Raw genomic sequence first — 14,081 nt, 5'->3', positions numbered from 1 at the left:
AGGAATGCTGCCATGTGGATCGATACGCACTGCCATCTCGATGCCGCCGAGTTCGATGCCGACCGCGACGCGGTCGTGCGGGCGGCGTGCGCGGCCGGTGTGTCGCGCATCGTGATCCCGAGCATCGGGCGCGACAACTTCACGACGGTGCGCGAACTCGCGCAGCGCACGCCGGGCGCGGTCTATGCGCTCGGCATCCATCCGATGTATACGCCGCAGGCGCGCGACGAGGATCTCGACCGGCTGCGCATGGAGATCGAGGCGAGCCTCGACGATCCGCGTTTCGTCGCGATCGGCGAGATCGGCCTCGACTATTTCGTGCCGGGGCTCGACGAAGAACGACAACAGTTCTTCTACCAGGGGCAGCTCAAGCTGGCGCGCGAATTCGACCTGCCCGTGCTGTGCCACGTGCGCAAGTCGCAGGATCGCGTGCTCGCCGGGCTGCGCCGGTTTGGCGTGCGGCGCGGCATCGCGCATGCCTTCAACGGCAGTTTCCAGCAGGCTGAAGCGTATCTCGCGCATGGGCTTCATCTCGGCTTCGGCGGCAACGTGACCTTCGCGCGCGCGCTGCAGATCCGGCGGCTCGCGGCGCAATTGCCGCTCGATGCGATCGTCGTCGAGACGGATGCGCCCGACATCGCGCCCGAATGGGCGTACAAATCCCGCAACACGCCCGATCAGGTGCCGCGCATCGGCGATGTGCTCGCCGAACTGCGCGGTCTGGACGCCAGTTCACTCGGTCTATCCACTTCGGCCAACGCACTCGCCGCGCTGCCGCGACTCGCCCTTTCGTCCGCATAATCGTTGCTGGTAGGCGCCGCATTCGTCAGGGCGGCGCCCGGTCGACGAGGAGGCGGGATGCGCGTGTGGTGGATCGCATTCGCGCTCGGCGTCGTCGTGCTGCAGCGGCAGGCGGCGTTGCCGGGCGCGATCGCATGGACGGCCGGTGCGTTCGCGCTCGCGGGCTGTGCGGCGTTGGGAGCTTGGTGCATGCGTCGCCCGCGCACGCGTGCGACCGTCGCGCTCGGATGGGGTGTGTGCGCAATCGCGGCCGGCGTGGCGGGGTTCGGCTATGCGGCCGCGCGGGCCGAATGGCGGCTGAGCGACAGCCTGCCCGTCGAATGGGAAGGGCGCGACATCGTCGTCACCGGCGTGATCCGGGGGTTGCCCGTCGTCGACGAGACGGGCGCGCGACTGCTGTTCGCGGTCGAGTCGAACGATGCGGGGCTGGCCCGTTTTCCTCCGTTGATCCGGTTGTCGTGGCGCGCGTATGGCCCATCCGCGACACGCGATCCGCTTCCCGACCTGCGTGCCGCGCAGCGCTGGCGCTTCGTCGTGCGCCTGAAGCACCCGCACGCCGAGGCCAATCCCGGCGTGCGCGACAGCGAGGCGGCGTGGCTTGCCGTAGGCATTCGCGCGATCGGTTATGTCAGCGCGCCCGGGCGGGCCGAATTGCTCGATGCGCGCGCAGCGGGATGGCGTGCAACGATCGATCGGCTGCGCGACGCGCTGCGGACACGCATCGGCGAGACGCTCGGGGTCGACGCCGGTCATCGCGGTATCGTCGCCGCGCTTGCGATCGGCGACCAGTCGGGCATCGGCGACGACGACTGGCGCGTGCTGCGCAACACCGGCACGAGCCATCTGGTCGCGATTTCCGGTCTGCATGTCGGGCTCGTCGGCGCAATCGCGGGCGGGCTCGTGGCGATGGTCTGGCGGCGCCTGCGCTGGCGCACGCGGGCCGTGACGCTCGTGTTGCCGGCGCCGTACGCGGCGTCGCTTGCCGCGCTGGCGGCCGCGGCCGGTTATGCGGCGCTCGCCGGCTTCAACGTGCCGGCGCAGCGCGCGTGGTGGATGATCGCGGCAGGCGGCGTCGCGTATCTGGCCGGGCGCAGCGTGCCGACCTCCGCGGTGTGGTGCGCGGCACTCGGCGGCGTGCTGCTCGCCGATCCGTGGGCCGTGCTGTCGGCCGGGTTCTGGCTGTCGTTCGGGGCGGTCGCCGTGATCCTGCTGACGGTTGCCGGCTGGCGCGGGGCGCGCGAGGTCGATGCGGAGGACGTCGGGCAGGACGCTACGCCCGACCTGTCGAGCCGGTTGCGCGCGTGGGGCACGCGCGCCGCGCGCCGTGTCGCCGAGGCCACGCGCGTGCAGTACGCGGTGACGATCGGTCTCGCGCCGCTGACGGCGGCGTGGTTCGCGCAGATTTCCCTGTCAGGCCCGTTCGGCAATGCGTTCGCGATTCCGTGGGTGAGCACGGTCGTGACGCCGATCGTGCTGGCCGGCATCGCGTTGCCCGCGCCGCTCGATGCGCTCGCGTTCCGGCTCGCGCATGCGGCGCTCGAACCGATGATGGTGCTGCTCGGGCACCTCGCCGACTGGCCGGCCGGCGTGTTCTGGCTGCGCATGCCCGACTGGCCGGTGCTGGCGCTGGCATGCGTGGGCGTCGTATGGGCGCTGATGCCGCGCGGCTGGCCGTTGCGCTGGGCGGCGCCGCTCACGTGGCTGCCGCTCGTCGCACCGGCGGCCGATGCGCCGCCGCCGGGCGGCTTCCGGCTGACCGTGCTCGACGTCGGGCAGGGCGCGTCGGTGCTGGTGGAGACCGCGCGGCGGACCTTGCTGTTCGACGCGGGGCCGGGCGCGGAGTCGACCCACGCCGGTGCGCGGATCGTCGCGCCGGCGTTGCGCTCGCGCGGCATCGCGGTGATTGACTCGCTCGTGCTCAGTCACGCGCACGCCGATCACACGGGCGGCGTGCCGGCCGTCTATGCGGTAGCCGACGTGCGCCAACTGCTGGCCGGCATTTCGCCGAAGAGCGGGCTGTGGCGCGATGCGGCCGCCGCCGGCGTCGCCGACCGGCTGCCGTGCGCGGCCGGGCAGCGCTGGACCTGGGACGGCGTCGTCTTCACGATGCTCTGGCCGCACGGCGGTCCGGGCACGGGTTCGCCGAACGGGCAGTCGTGCGTGCTGCGCATCGACGCGGGCGGCACGTCCGCGTTGCTGACGGGCGACATCGAAGCGCCCGCCGAACGCCGGCTCGTGGACACCGCGCGCGACGCGCTGGCTGCGCAGATCCTGGTCGTTCCGCACCACGGCAGCCGCACATCGTCGGTCGAGCCTTTCCTCGATTCGGTTGGGCCGCGCGTCGCGGTATTTCCTGTAGGCTATCGCAATCGTTTCGGGCATCCGCACCGGAGCGTCCTCGCGCGTTACGAGGCGCGCGGAATTCCGCTGCCGCGCACGGATCGCGACGGCGCCGTGCGGTTCGACGTCGCGCCGTCCGATGGCGGGTTCGCTTTCGAGCGTCATCGCGACGGCCAGCGGCGATACTGGATGGACCGGTGACCTCGGCGAAGGCCGCCTATCAAGAAAGCATGGGACGGGAGTAAGCGCCAAAACCCTCACTCCCGTCGACCGCGAAGCATGGGACCGGAATAGGCGCTAAAGCGCCAACTCCGGTCGACAAAGGAGACATCGGCGTTTGAAGGACATCCTCCATTTCTCGCATGCGAACGGCTTTCCGGCATCGACGTACCGGACGATCTTTGCCGAACTGGCCGACGACTACGAGCTGCGCTACATCGAACGGATCGGTCACGACCGCCGTTATCCGGTGACGCGCGACTGGCCGCATCTCGTCGAGCAGCTGCTCGACGATATCGGCAGCCGTTACGAGCGTCCCGTCTGGCTCGTCGGCCATTCGCTCGGCGGCTACCTGTCGCTGATGGCCGCGCTGAAGAAGCCGCAATGGGTGCGCGGGGTCGTGATGATCGATTCGCCGATCATCGCCGGCTGGCGCGCCGGCGCGTTGCGCGCGAGCCAGTGGGCGGGGCTCGACGAGCGGCTGTCGCCGGCCGCCGCGACGCGCAACCGGCGCACGCGCTGGGTGAGCCGCGACGACGTCTGGCGGCACTTCCGCGAGAAGCCCGCGTTCGCGCGCTGGGACGAACGGATGCTGGCCGACTACATCGACTACGGCATTCCGCAGGCCGGCGCCGACGGCGAGCGTGCGCTCGCGTTCGACCGGCAGGTCGAATACCTGATCTACCGGACGCTGCCGCACACGCTCGGCCCGCGGCTCGCGCACGGCGCGCCGGTGCCGCTCGGTTTCCTCGCCGGCACGCGTTCGCGCGAGGTCCGGCAGGTCGGGCTCGACGCGACGCGGCGCGCCGCGCGCGGCCGCGTCGAATGGCTCGAGGGCAGTCATCTGTTTCCGATGGAGCGGCCGCTCGAGACCGCCCGCGCATTGCAGCGGATGCTGAATTCGCTGAAGGCGGAGGAGGGTGAGGTTTCGCGGGGTGGCGCCCCGCTGGCCAGGCGCGCGTGACGCGTCGTCCGGCCGCCGGGCACGCGCCGCGGCACGTGAGGTCGCGCCGTCCGTCCGACCGGTTTGCCCCGGCTCGAAAGGCCGGCGCGGGTCCGCACGAAAGGGCGCGATCACCGCGTGTCGTCCCGGCAATTGCTGAGAAAAGGGCGGGCTTTACGGTATAATCCGTTTTTCCCGCGAGCATCCAGCGATGACCAAATATGTTTTCGTCACCGGCGGCGTAGTTTCTTCCCTTGGCAAGGGTATTGCCGCCGCTTCCCTCGCCGCGATCCTTGAATCGCGCGGTCTGAAAGTCACCCTCCTCAAACTCGATCCGTACATCAACGTCGACCCCGGCACGATGAGCCCGTTCCAGCACGGGGAAGTGTTCGTGACGGAAGACGGGGCGGAGACGGACCTCGACCTCGGCCACTATGAGCGCTTCATCAGCACGAAGATGCGCAAGGCCAACAACTTCACGACCGGCCAGATCTACGAATCGGTGATCCGCAAGGAACGCCGCGGCGATTATCTCGGCAAGACCGTGCAGGTCATTCCGCACATCACGAACGAAATCCAGGCGTTCATCGAGCGCGGGGCCGCATCGGCCACCTGCGGCGAGCCGGACGTCGCGATCGTCGAGATCGGCGGCACGGTCGGCGACATCGAGTCGCTGCCGTTCCTCGAGGCCGCTCGCCAGATGAGCCTGCGCCTCGGCCGCAACAGCGCGTGCTTCGTGCACCTGACGCTCGTGCCGTACGTCGCGACGGCCGGCGAACTGAAGACGAAGCCGACCCAGCACAGCGTGCAGAAGCTCCGCGAGATCGGCATCCTGCCGCACGTGCTGCTGTGCCGTGCGGACCGCCGCATCCCCGACGACGAATCGAAGAAGATCTCGATGTTCTCGAACGTGCCGGAAGACGCCGTGATTTCGGTGTGGGACGCCGACAGCATCTACAAGATTCCGCAGATGCTGCACGACCAGGGCCTCGACAAGATCATCTGCGAGGAGCTGAAGCTGTCGCCGCACGATGCCGACCTGAGCATGTGGTCGGAGCTCGTCGAGAAGCTGGAGAATCCGAAGCACGAAGTGACGATCGGCATGGTCGGCAAGTACGTCGACCTGACCGAGTCGTACAAGTCGCTGATCGAGGCGCTGCGCCACGCACAGCTGCACACGTCGACCAAGGTCAACATCGAGTACATCGACTCGGAAGAGATCGAGACGAACGGTGTCGACAGCCTGAAGCACCTCGACGCGGTGCTGGTCCCGGGCGGTTTCGGCCGTCGCGGCACCGAAGGCAAGATCGCGGCGATCCGCTATGCGCGCGAGGCGAAGGTGCCGTATCTCGGCATCTGCCTCGGCATGCAGCTCGCGGTCATCGAGTTCGCGCGCGACGTCGTCGGCCTGAAGCAGGCGAACAGCACGGAATTCGATCCGGACACGCCGGAACGCGTGGTCGCGCTGATCACCGAGTGGTTCGATCGCGACGGCAAGGTCGAGACGCGCACCGAGGAATCCGATCTCGGCGGCACGATGCGCCTCGGCTCGCAGCGCTGCCCGATCAAGCCCGGCACGATGGCGGAAGAAATCTATGGCAAGGACGTGAACGAACGCCATCGCCACCGTTATGAAGTCAATAACCGCTTCGTGCCCCAGCTCGAAGCCGGCGGCCTTATCATCAGCGCCCGTACCCCGAGCGAGGATCTGCCGGAAATGATGGAACTGCCGCGTTCGATGCACCCGTGGTTCGTCGGCGTCCAGTTCCACCCGGAATTCACGTCCACGCCGCGTGACGGTCATCCCCTCTTCAAGTCGTTCGTCGAAGCCGCGCTGGCCGGCAAGCAAGCGCGCGGAGTGAAAGCATGAAGCTGTGCGATTTCGAGGTTGGTCTCGACAAGCCTTTTTTCCTGATCGCGGGTACCTGCGTCGTCGAGTCGGAGCAAATGACGATCGACACGGCGGGCCGCCTGAAGGAAATCTGCGAGAAGCTGAACGTACCGTTCATCTACAAGTCGTCCTATGACAAGGCGAACCGCAGCTCGGGCAAGTCGTTTCGCGGCCTCGGAATGGACGAGGGCCTGCGGATCCTGTCCGAGGTGAAGCGCCAGCTCGGCCTGCCGGTGCTGACCGACGTGCATTCGATCGACGAGATCGAGCAGGTCGCGTCGGTCGTCGACGTGCTGCAGACGCCCGCGTTCCTGTGCCGCCAGACCGACTTCATCCATGCGTGCGCGCGCTCGGGCAAGCCCGTCAACATCAAGAAGGGCCAGTTCCTCGCGCCGCACGACATGAAAAACGTGATCGACAAGGCGCGCGACGCGGCCCGTGAAGCCGGGCTGTCGGACGACCGCTTCATGGCGTGCGAACGCGGTGTCTCGTTCGGCTACAACAATCTCGTGTCGGACATGCGTTCGCTCGCGATCATGCGCGAGACGAACGCGCCGGTCGTGTTCGACGCGACCCACTCGGTGCAGTTGCCGGGCGGGCAGGGCACGAGCTCGGGCGGCCAGCGCGAATTCGTGCCGGTGCTCGCGCGTGCGGCGGTCGCGACGGGCGTCGCGGGCCTCTTCATGGAAACGCACCCGAATCCGGCCGAGGCGAAGTCGGACGGCCCGAACGCGGTGCCGCTGAACCGGATGAGCGCGTTGCTGGAGACCCTCGTCACGCTCGACCAGGCGGTGAAGCGCAATCCGTTCCTGGAAAACGATTTCAACTAAAGATCGAATGAACCTTGCGACGGCTTCGCGCGTCTGTAGCGAAAGCGGTTCCGGCACGCATGCCGTCGCAGTTTGAAGAATCCATCGTCATTCTCAGAGGAAACCCATGAGTGCAATCGTAGATATCATCGGCCGCGAGATTCTGGATTCGCGCGGCAACCCCACCGTCGAATGCGACGTGCTGCTCGAATCGGGCACGATGGGCCGCGCGGCGGTGCCGTCGGGCGCGTCCACGGGCTCGCGTGAAGCGATCGAACTGCGCGACGGCGAAGCCGGCCGCTACAACGGCAAGGGCGTGCTGAAGGCAGTCGAGCACATCAACACCGAAATCTCCGAAGCCATCATGGGCCTCGACGCGTCGGAACAGGCGTTCCTCGACAAGACGCTGCTCGAGCTGGACGGCACCGACAACAAGTCGCGCCTCGGCGCGAACGCGATGCTGGCCGTGTCGATGGCCGTCGCGAAGGCGGCCGCCGAAGAGGCCGGCCTGCCGCTGTACCGCTACTTCGGCGGTTCGGGCGCGATGCAACTGCCGGTGCCGATGATGAACATCGTCAACGGCGGCGCGCATGCGAACAACAGCCTCGACATCCAGGAATTCATGATCGTCCCGGTCAGCCAGCCGACGTTCCGTGAAGCCCTGCGTTGCGGCGCGGAAGTGTTCCACGCGCTGAAGAAGATCCTGAGCGACCGCGGCATGAGCACGGCAGTCGGCGACGAAGGCGGCTTCGCGCCGAACTTCGGCAGCAACGACGAGTGCCTGTCGACGATCCTGCAGGCGATCGAGAAGGCTGGCTACCGTGCGGGCGAAGACGTGCTGCTCGCGCTTGACTGCGCGGCATCCGAGTTCTACCACGACGGCAAGTACCAGCTCGCGGGCGAAGGCCTGCAACTGTCGTCGGCTGAATTCACCGACTACCTCGCGACGCTCGCCGACAAGTTCCCGATCGTGTCGATCGAAGACGGCATGCACGAAAGCGACTGGGAAGGCTGGAAGCTGCTGACCGAGCGCCTCGGCAAGAAGGTGCAGCTGGTCGGCGACGACCTGTTCGTCACGAACACGCGCATCCTGAAGGAAGGCATCGAGAAGGGCATCGCTAACTCGATCCTCATCAAGATCAACCAGATTGGTACGCTGACCGAAACGTTCGCGGCGATCGAAATGGCGAAGCGCGCGGGCTACACGGCCGTGATCTCGCACCGCTCGGGCGAAACGGAAGACTCGACGATCGCGGACATCGCGGTCGGCCTGAATGCCGGTCAGATCAAGACGGGTTCGCTGTCGCGCAGCGACCGCATCTCGAAGTACAACCAGCTGCTGCGCATCGAGGAAGATCTCGGCGACATCGCGAGCTACCCGGGTAAATCGGCTTTCTATAACCTGCGCTAACGCGCTACTATCGGGTTTGTCATATCGACGCCGCTCTGTGCATGATGCGTAGAGCGGCGCTTCTTATATCTGCGTCTCTTACATGCGGCTTGTCACTGTCGTCCTGATTGCCTTGCTGGCGCTCATTCAGTACCCCCTATGGTGGGGACACGGCGGCTGGCTGCGGGTGCATGAATTGCGTCAGCAGCTTGGCGACCAGCTCCAGAAGAATGCGGACGAGAAGCTGCGCAACGAGCGGACCGCCGGCGAAGTGCAGGATCTGCAGAGTGGCACCGCGGCCATCGAGGAGCGCGCGCGCTACGAGATGGGCATGGTGAAGGACGGCGAAGTATTCGTGCAGTTCGTGTCGCCGAATGCGCCGGCAGGGCCGCTCAACAACACGCCTTCGAGCACGTCGACGCGTGGTGCCGTGTCCGCGGCGCCGGTGCGGGTCGTGCCGAATCCGCAGTCGATGGCGAAGCCGTCGCGGCATCATGGCGGCGACAAGGGCAAGGCTGCGCATCACTGAGCGCGACAACTCGAATCCATTGAAAAAGCGCGGTAAATGCCGCGCTTTTTTATTTCCTGCCAGTTATCAATCGACCGGGCGATACACGCTCACCACCACCAGCCCGGGTAGCCGTAACCGTAGCCGATGCCCGTGCCCCAGCGATTTCCCCATCCGCCGTAATACCCGCCGTAGACGGTCACCGGCGGCGGCGAGTAATACGCCCACGCGCGCGCGGCCGCCTCGGCTGCTATCGCGCTGTCCTGTTCGCGCAGGACCTGCCGGTCGATCTCGTCGTAGCGCTTGCGTTCGGCGCTCGACAGCACGGGCGGCTGGCCGCCCGACGCGCCCGGTTCGGGCAGGCGGCTCAGGATCGTGGCAGTCGGCGGCGGCACCGCGCAGCCGGCGAGCGCGAGCGTGCCGGCGGCAACGCTCGTCAGGACGATGATGCGAAACGGGCGATTCATGGGGTTCTCCTGCAGCGCGCCGACGACGGGAAGCAGTTTGCGCCGAAGGTCGAGCCTCCGGCGCCGGAGCCGTGCGTGCGACGCTCGTGCGTCATTATGCGCCCGTGCCCGGGAGGCGGGCAGCGGGCGCGCCGCTCAGTGACGCTGGTCGGTCGCGGGCGCGATGCCGGTCTCGACCGCGGGTGTCGCGAACAACTGCGCAACGTCGACGGGATCGAACTCGTAGCGCTGGTTGCAGAACTCGCAGTGGATCTCGACGTGGCCGCGCTCGACGATCACGCTGTCGACTTCGTCGTGGCCGAGCATGCGCAGCATCGCACCGACCTTCTCGCGCGAGCACGAGCACTGGAAGCGCGTGCCGGCCGGTTCGAAGTGCTGCACGTTCTCCTGCCAGAACAGCCGGCGGAACACGACTTCCGGTTCGACTTCGAGCAGTTCCTGCGCGGACAGCGTGCCGCCGAGCGCGCAGACACGCTCCCACGTGTCGAGATCGGTTTCGGCGTTGCGCGGCACGATGCCACCGTCGCCGGGCAGCTTCTGCAACAGCATGCCGACCGCACGGTCTCGATCGGCCGCGAGCCACAGGCGCGTGTCGAGCTGCTCGGAGTGATGCATGTAATGCTCGAGCACCTGCGACACCGATTCGAGCGGGCCGTCGACGCCGTTCAGCGGCACGATGCCCTGGTACGGCTGCTGGCCCGGCAGCTTGTCGGTCGGGTCGAGCGTGATCACGCAACGACCGTGACCGCTCGCGTTGACGAGCGACGCGAAACTCATGTCGTCGCCGATCGTCTGCGCCGTGTCGCCGGAGAACTTTGCGGTGGCCCGCATCGACAGATCCGAGCCGCACTGGACGACCAGCATCTGGACCGGCCCGTCGCCGAAGATCTGCATGATCAGGGTGCCGTGAAATTTCAGGTTCGCGGACAGCAGCGCGCACGCGGCCATCATCTCGCCGAGCACCGTGCGCACGGGGGCAGGGTAGTCGCGGCGGGAGAGCACTTCCTGCCACGTATTGCGCAGCGAAACGATCTCGCCGCGCACGGGCGCCGCATTGAACATGAATTTCTGTAACTGGTCGCTCACTCTTCTTCCTTGAAAACCGTGCGAATCACCCGATCCGCACGAGTTGCTCCTTGAAATGCGCACGCCGCTCGACGTACGTCTTCGCGTTCGTGCGCAGCCGCGCGATGTCTTCGGCCGACAGCTCGCGCACGACTTTCGCCGGTGCGCCGAGAATCAGCGAATTATCCGGGAACGTCTTGCCTTCCGTCACGACCGCGCCGGCGCCAACCAGACAGTTGCGGCCGATGACCGCTCCATTCAATACCACCGCCTGAATACCGATCAGCGAACCTTCGCCGATCGTGCAGCCGTGCAGCATGGCCTGGTGCCCGATCGTCACGTTTTCGGCAATCGTCAGCGGAAAGCCGGGGTCCGTGTGCAGTACCGCGCCTTCCTGGACGTTGCTGCCGGCGCCGACGGCAATCTGCTCGTTGTCGCCGCGAATCGTCGCGCCGAACCAGACGCTCGCGTTTTCCTCGAGCACGACCTTGCCGATGATGGCCGCCGTATCGGCGACGAATACGCTTTCGTGGATCGTCGGGGCCGTATCGCCCAGCTTGTAGATCGTCACGGAGTCTCCTTGTCTCTTCGATGTTGGGCGCCGGTAGAATGGCGCGTCTGGTTTGCCCGGCGCATTGCGCCGCGGAACAATCGCATATTGTAAACCGTCGCGTGCGTGCGCTCCCGCGATGCGCATGCAGGGTGTCCCCGTTTATGAGCATGGAGTCTTCTTCTTTCGGCAATGCGCCAGCCTGCGTGCGCGGTACCGCGCTCGCCGCGCTGCGTGTCGCCGACCCTGCGGCCAAGGCCGCGCAAGTGCGCGCGTTGTACGACGCGCTGCTGGCCGGGCGCGCCGCGATCGCACCGTCGCTCGAACTGCGCGAACCGGCCGATCTGCCCGGACGTCCGGCGCGTCCGACGCTCGTCGAGCCGCGCCAGCTCGAGCGACGCAGTATGCGTTCGCCCGAAGGGCGCGCCGTGCTGCTGCACGCGCTCGCCCATATCGAATTCAACGCGATCAACCTGGCGCTCGACGCAGTCTGGCGCTTTCCGGGCCTGCCGGATGCGTTTTATGCGGACTGGCTGAAGGTGGCGGCCGAGGAGGCCTATCACTTCACGCTGCTGTCCGACCGGCTGGCGGCATTCGGCCATGCGTACGGCGATTTTCCCGCGCACAACGGGCTGTGGGAGATGTGCGAGCGGACCAAGGGCGACGTGCTCGCGCGCATGGCGCTCGTGCCGCGCACGCTCGAGGCCCGCGGGCTGGATGCGTCGCCGCCGATCCGCGCGCGGCTCGTGCAGGCGGGCGACGACGCGTCGGCCGCGATCCTCGACGTGATCCTGCGCGACGAGATTGGCCATGTCGCGATCGGCAACCGCTGGTTCCGGCATTTGTGCGACGAAGCCGGCCGCGATCCGGTGCCGGCCTACCGGCAGCTCGCCGAGCAATATCATGCGCCGCGGCTGCGCGGTCCGTTCAATTTCGATGCGCGTCGCGATGCCGGATTCGAGCAGGCCGAACTCGACGAGCTGGCCGCGCAGGACGGGGCAGACGGCGTTGACGGAAAAGCGGTGCGTTAGCCGGCTCGCGTTCGGCCGCGTTTCGTTTGCCGCCGGCCGACGCGCGCGCGTGGCTGGCGGCGCTTCCCGGCCGGCCAGCCGGCCCGCCCGGCGGGCCGTTGAGCGACCGCGCCGCTAGAGCGGTGCCTCGATTGCCGGCCGCCGGAACGGAGGCGCCGCCGCTATAATCGAACGACCATTCTTTTTTCTGGCGGCTGCAATGAGTGCCTCGAGTTCCGTTTCCGATTTCGTCCTGGTGCGCGGCGTCCGGCTGCATGTGCGGCGCTGGGGCCGCCCCGATGCGCCGACGCTGTTCATGCTGCACGGCTGGATGGACGTCGCGGCGTCGTTCCAGTTCGTCGTCGATGCGCTGGCGGGCGACTGGCAGGTGATCGCACCCGATGCGCGCGGCTTCGGGCTGTCCGACTGGCCGGTCGCGCGGCAGGGCGGCGGCCACTACTGGTTCCACGAATACCTGAGCGACCTCGATGCGCTCGTCGACCACTATGCGCCGACCGGCGAAGTCAACCTGGTCGGGCACAGCATGGGCGCGAACGTCGTGTGCCTGTATGCCGGCGCGCGGCCGGAGCGCGTGCGGCGCGTGGTCGACCTCGAGGGTTTCGGGCTCGCGCCCGCGCGGGCCGAGCAGGCGCCGCGCCGGCTGCGCGGCTGGCTGGACGAGCTGCGCGAGCCGCCCGTGCTGCGCCCTTATGCGTCCCTCGACGAAGTGGCGGCGCGCCTGACCAAGACCAATCCGCGGCTCGATCCGCGCCGCGCCGCGTTCCTCGCCGCGCACTGGTCGAAGCGCGGCAATGATGGCCTTTATCACCTGCTGGCCGACCCCGCGCACAAGATGCCGGGCCCGCTGCTTTACCGGCTGGACGAAGTGATGGCCACCTGGACGCAGGTGCGCGCGAAGGTGCTGCACGTCGAGGCCGTCAATTCGCCGACGCTCGCGCACATCGCCGGCGACATCCCGCTGCACGAATTCAAGGCGCGTTTCAACGCGTTTCCCGACTGGCGCGAGAAGCTCGTCGAGGATGCCGGCCACATGGTGCATCACGACCAGCCCGAGCAGATCGCGGCGCTGATCGAGGCGTTCTGCGCGTAAGCGCGCGACGGCAGCGGCGGGGCAGGCGAGCGGCGCAATTGCCGCGTTGCAGTAGAATGAAGCCTTACCTGCCATGCCAACAATGAACGCTGATCTCCACTGCCATTCGAATGTTTCCGACGGGTTGCTGTCGCCTGCCGACGTCGCGCGCCGCGCCCATGCCGGCGGCGTGACCCTGTGGGCGCTGACCGACCACGACGAGATCGGCGGTCAGGCGGTGGCGCGCAGCGAGGCGGAAGCGCTCGGCATGCGCTACCTGAGCGGCGTCGAGATTTCGGTCACGTGGGCGTCGCGTACCGTGCACATCGTCGGCCTGAACATCGATCCCGCGAACCCGGCGCTCGTCGACGGCCTGTACCGCACGCGTCACGGCCGTGCGGCCCGCGCGGTGGCGATCGGCGCGCAGCTCGCGACGCTCGGCATTCCCGGCGCGTACGACGGCGCGCTCAAGTACGTATCGAATCCCGATCTGATCTCGCGCACGCACTTCGCGCGCTTTCTCGTCGAGAACGGCCACGCCGAATCGACGTCCGACGTGTTCGACCGCCTGCTCGGCGACGGCAAGCCCGGGTTCGTCCCGCATCGCTGGGCGGCGCTGTCCGACGCGGTCGCGTGGATTCGTGCGGCGGGCGGCGAAGCGGTGGTCGCGCATCCGGGCCGTTACCGCTATACGCCCGTCGAATTCGACGCGTTCTTCGGCGAGTTCATCGACCTGGGCGGCCGCGCGATCGAGGTCGTCACGGGCAGCCACACACCCGACCAGTACCGCGAATACGCGGACGTTGCGCGCCGCTTCGGCTTCGAAGTGTCGCGCGGCTCGGATTTCCATGCACCGGGCGAGGGCCGTGTCGAACTCGGCGGCCTGCCGCCGTTGCCGCCCGACCTGACGCCGGTCTGGGAACGCTGGCTGTGACGCCGGGCGGCTGCCCGCCGCCCGTATCGCCGCCGACTGCGCATCCGATTCCTCCCTCTTTACG

General features: G+C 67.7%; 13 protein-coding genes. 10 read left to right on the top strand and 3 right to left on the bottom strand.

What is annotated here, in order from left to right:
• The first annotated feature begins 12 nt into the window (after positions 1 to 12).
• The 7 genes from ACN22W_RS11840 (at position 13) to ftsB (ending at position 8,922) form a co-directional block, all read left to right on the top strand.
• Entirely contained in the window at positions 13 to 801 is a 789-nt protein-coding gene (locus ACN22W_RS11840; RefSeq protein WP_419684399.1) for a TatD family hydrolase, read from the top strand.
• Positions 802 to 858: 57 nt separating this feature from the next.
• Positions 859 to 3,342 (top strand): DNA internalization-related competence protein ComEC/Rec2, encoded by a 2,484-nt coding sequence (locus tag ACN22W_RS11835; protein WP_419684397.1) that lies wholly within the window; start codon positions 859 to 861, stop codon positions 3,340 to 3,342.
• Between the two features lie 136 nt (positions 3,343 to 3,478).
• Entirely contained in the window at positions 3,479 to 4,324 is an 846-nt protein-coding gene (locus ACN22W_RS11830) for an alpha/beta fold hydrolase (protein ID WP_419684395.1), read from the top strand.
• A 190-nt stretch (positions 4,325 to 4,514) separates the two neighbouring features.
• On the top strand, positions 4,515 to 6,173 hold the full coding sequence (locus tag ACN22W_RS11825) for a CTP synthase (protein WP_129512487.1): 1,659 nt from the start codon (positions 4,515 to 4,517) through the stop codon (positions 6,171 to 6,173).
• Positions 6,170 to 7,024 (top strand): 3-deoxy-8-phosphooctulonate synthase, encoded by an 855-nt coding sequence (gene kdsA, locus ACN22W_RS11820; RefSeq protein WP_048248744.1) that lies wholly within the window; start codon positions 6,170 to 6,172, stop codon positions 7,022 to 7,024. The genes ACN22W_RS11825 and kdsA overlap by 4 nt, the downstream gene beginning before the upstream one ends.
• A gap of 106 nt (positions 7,025 to 7,130) precedes the next feature.
• The gene (gene eno / locus ACN22W_RS11815) at positions 7,131 to 8,414 is read left to right on the top strand and encodes a phosphopyruvate hydratase (RefSeq protein ID WP_006751590.1); all 1,284 of its coding nucleotides are present in this window, start codon (positions 7,131 to 7,133) and stop codon (positions 8,412 to 8,414) included.
• An 82-nt stretch (positions 8,415 to 8,496) separates the two neighbouring features.
• Complete coding sequence (gene ftsB, locus ACN22W_RS11810; protein ID WP_048248742.1) at positions 8,497 to 8,922, top strand: cell division protein FtsB; 426 nt, start codon at positions 8,497 to 8,499, stop codon at positions 8,920 to 8,922.
• Between the two features lie 89 nt (positions 8,923 to 9,011).
• Here the strand turns inward: ftsB and ACN22W_RS11805 are convergent, their stop codons facing one another.
• The 3 genes from ACN22W_RS11805 to ACN22W_RS11795 form a co-directional block, all read right to left on the bottom strand.
• Complete coding sequence (locus tag ACN22W_RS11805) at positions 9,012 to 9,368, bottom strand: hypothetical protein (RefSeq protein ID WP_129512486.1); 357 nt, start codon at positions 9,366 to 9,368, stop codon at positions 9,012 to 9,014.
• Between the two features lie 135 nt (positions 9,369 to 9,503).
• The gene (hslO, locus tag ACN22W_RS11800) at positions 9,504 to 10,454 is read right to left on the bottom strand and encodes an Hsp33 family molecular chaperone HslO (protein ID WP_419684391.1); all 951 of its coding nucleotides are present in this window, start codon (positions 10,452 to 10,454) and stop codon (positions 9,504 to 9,506) included.
• Positions 10,455 to 10,479: 25 nt separating this feature from the next.
• The gene (locus ACN22W_RS11795; protein ID WP_193098678.1) at positions 10,480 to 11,004 is read right to left on the bottom strand and encodes a gamma carbonic anhydrase family protein; all 525 of its coding nucleotides are present in this window, start codon (positions 11,002 to 11,004) and stop codon (positions 10,480 to 10,482) included.
• A 143-nt stretch (positions 11,005 to 11,147) separates the two neighbouring features.
• On the opposite strand from ACN22W_RS11795, the gene ACN22W_RS11790 reads away from it, so the two are divergent.
• The 3 genes from ACN22W_RS11790 (at position 11,148) to ACN22W_RS11780 (ending at position 14,017) form a co-directional block, all read left to right on the top strand.
• Positions 11,148 to 12,014, top strand: coding sequence for a ferritin-like domain-containing protein (locus tag ACN22W_RS11790; RefSeq protein WP_419684388.1), 867 nt, complete (start codon positions 11,148 to 11,150; stop codon positions 12,012 to 12,014).
• A gap of 199 nt (positions 12,015 to 12,213) precedes the next feature.
• Positions 12,214 to 13,104 (top strand): alpha/beta fold hydrolase, encoded by an 891-nt coding sequence (locus tag ACN22W_RS11785; RefSeq protein WP_419684386.1) that lies wholly within the window; start codon positions 12,214 to 12,216, stop codon positions 13,102 to 13,104.
• Positions 13,105 to 13,186: 82 nt separating this feature from the next.
• Positions 13,187 to 14,017, top strand: coding sequence for a 3',5'-nucleoside bisphosphate phosphatase (locus ACN22W_RS11780; protein ID WP_343494639.1), 831 nt, complete (start codon positions 13,187 to 13,189; stop codon positions 14,015 to 14,017).
• Positions 14,018 to 14,081 lie beyond the last annotated feature (64 nt).

It is taken from the genome of Burkholderia theae (assembly GCF_048565265.1).
Taxonomy (GTDB): Bacteria; Pseudomonadota; Gammaproteobacteria; order Burkholderiales; family Burkholderiaceae; genus Burkholderia; species Burkholderia theae.
Note: the sequence above shows the minus strand (reverse complement) of the source record. Positions and strands in the feature narration are given on the sequence as shown.

Excerpts from the sequence above, each read along its gene's own strand:
- ACN22W_RS11805 (WP_129512486.1), bottom strand. The coding sequence starts at position 9,368 with ATGAATCGCCCGTTTCGCATCATCGTCCTGACGAGCGTTGCCGCCGGC.
- ACN22W_RS11780 (WP_343494639.1), top strand. The coding sequence starts at position 13,187 with ATGAACGCTGATCTCCACTGCCATTCGAATGTTTCCGACGGGTTGCTG.
- ACN22W_RS11790 (WP_419684388.1), top strand. The coding sequence starts at position 11,148 with ATGAGCATGGAGTCTTCTTCTTTCGGCAATGCGCCAGCCTGCGTGCGC.
- ACN22W_RS11825 (WP_129512487.1), top strand. The coding sequence starts at position 4,515 with ATGACCAAATATGTTTTCGTCACCGGCGGCGTAGTTTCTTCCCTTGGC.
- kdsA (WP_048248744.1), top strand. The coding sequence starts at position 6,170 with ATGAAGCTGTGCGATTTCGAGGTTGGTCTCGACAAGCCTTTTTTCCTG.
- ftsB (WP_048248742.1), top strand. The coding sequence starts at position 8,497 with ATGCGGCTTGTCACTGTCGTCCTGATTGCCTTGCTGGCGCTCATTCAG.
- ACN22W_RS11785 (WP_419684386.1), top strand. The coding sequence starts at position 12,214 with ATGAGTGCCTCGAGTTCCGTTTCCGATTTCGTCCTGGTGCGCGGCGTC.
- ACN22W_RS11840 (WP_419684399.1), top strand. The coding sequence starts at position 13 with ATGTGGATCGATACGCACTGCCATCTCGATGCCGCCGAGTTCGATGCC.
- ACN22W_RS11835 (WP_419684397.1), top strand. The coding sequence starts at position 859 with ATGCGCGTGTGGTGGATCGCATTCGCGCTCGGCGTCGTCGTGCTGCAG.
- eno (WP_006751590.1), top strand. The coding sequence starts at position 7,131 with ATGAGTGCAATCGTAGATATCATCGGCCGCGAGATTCTGGATTCGCGC.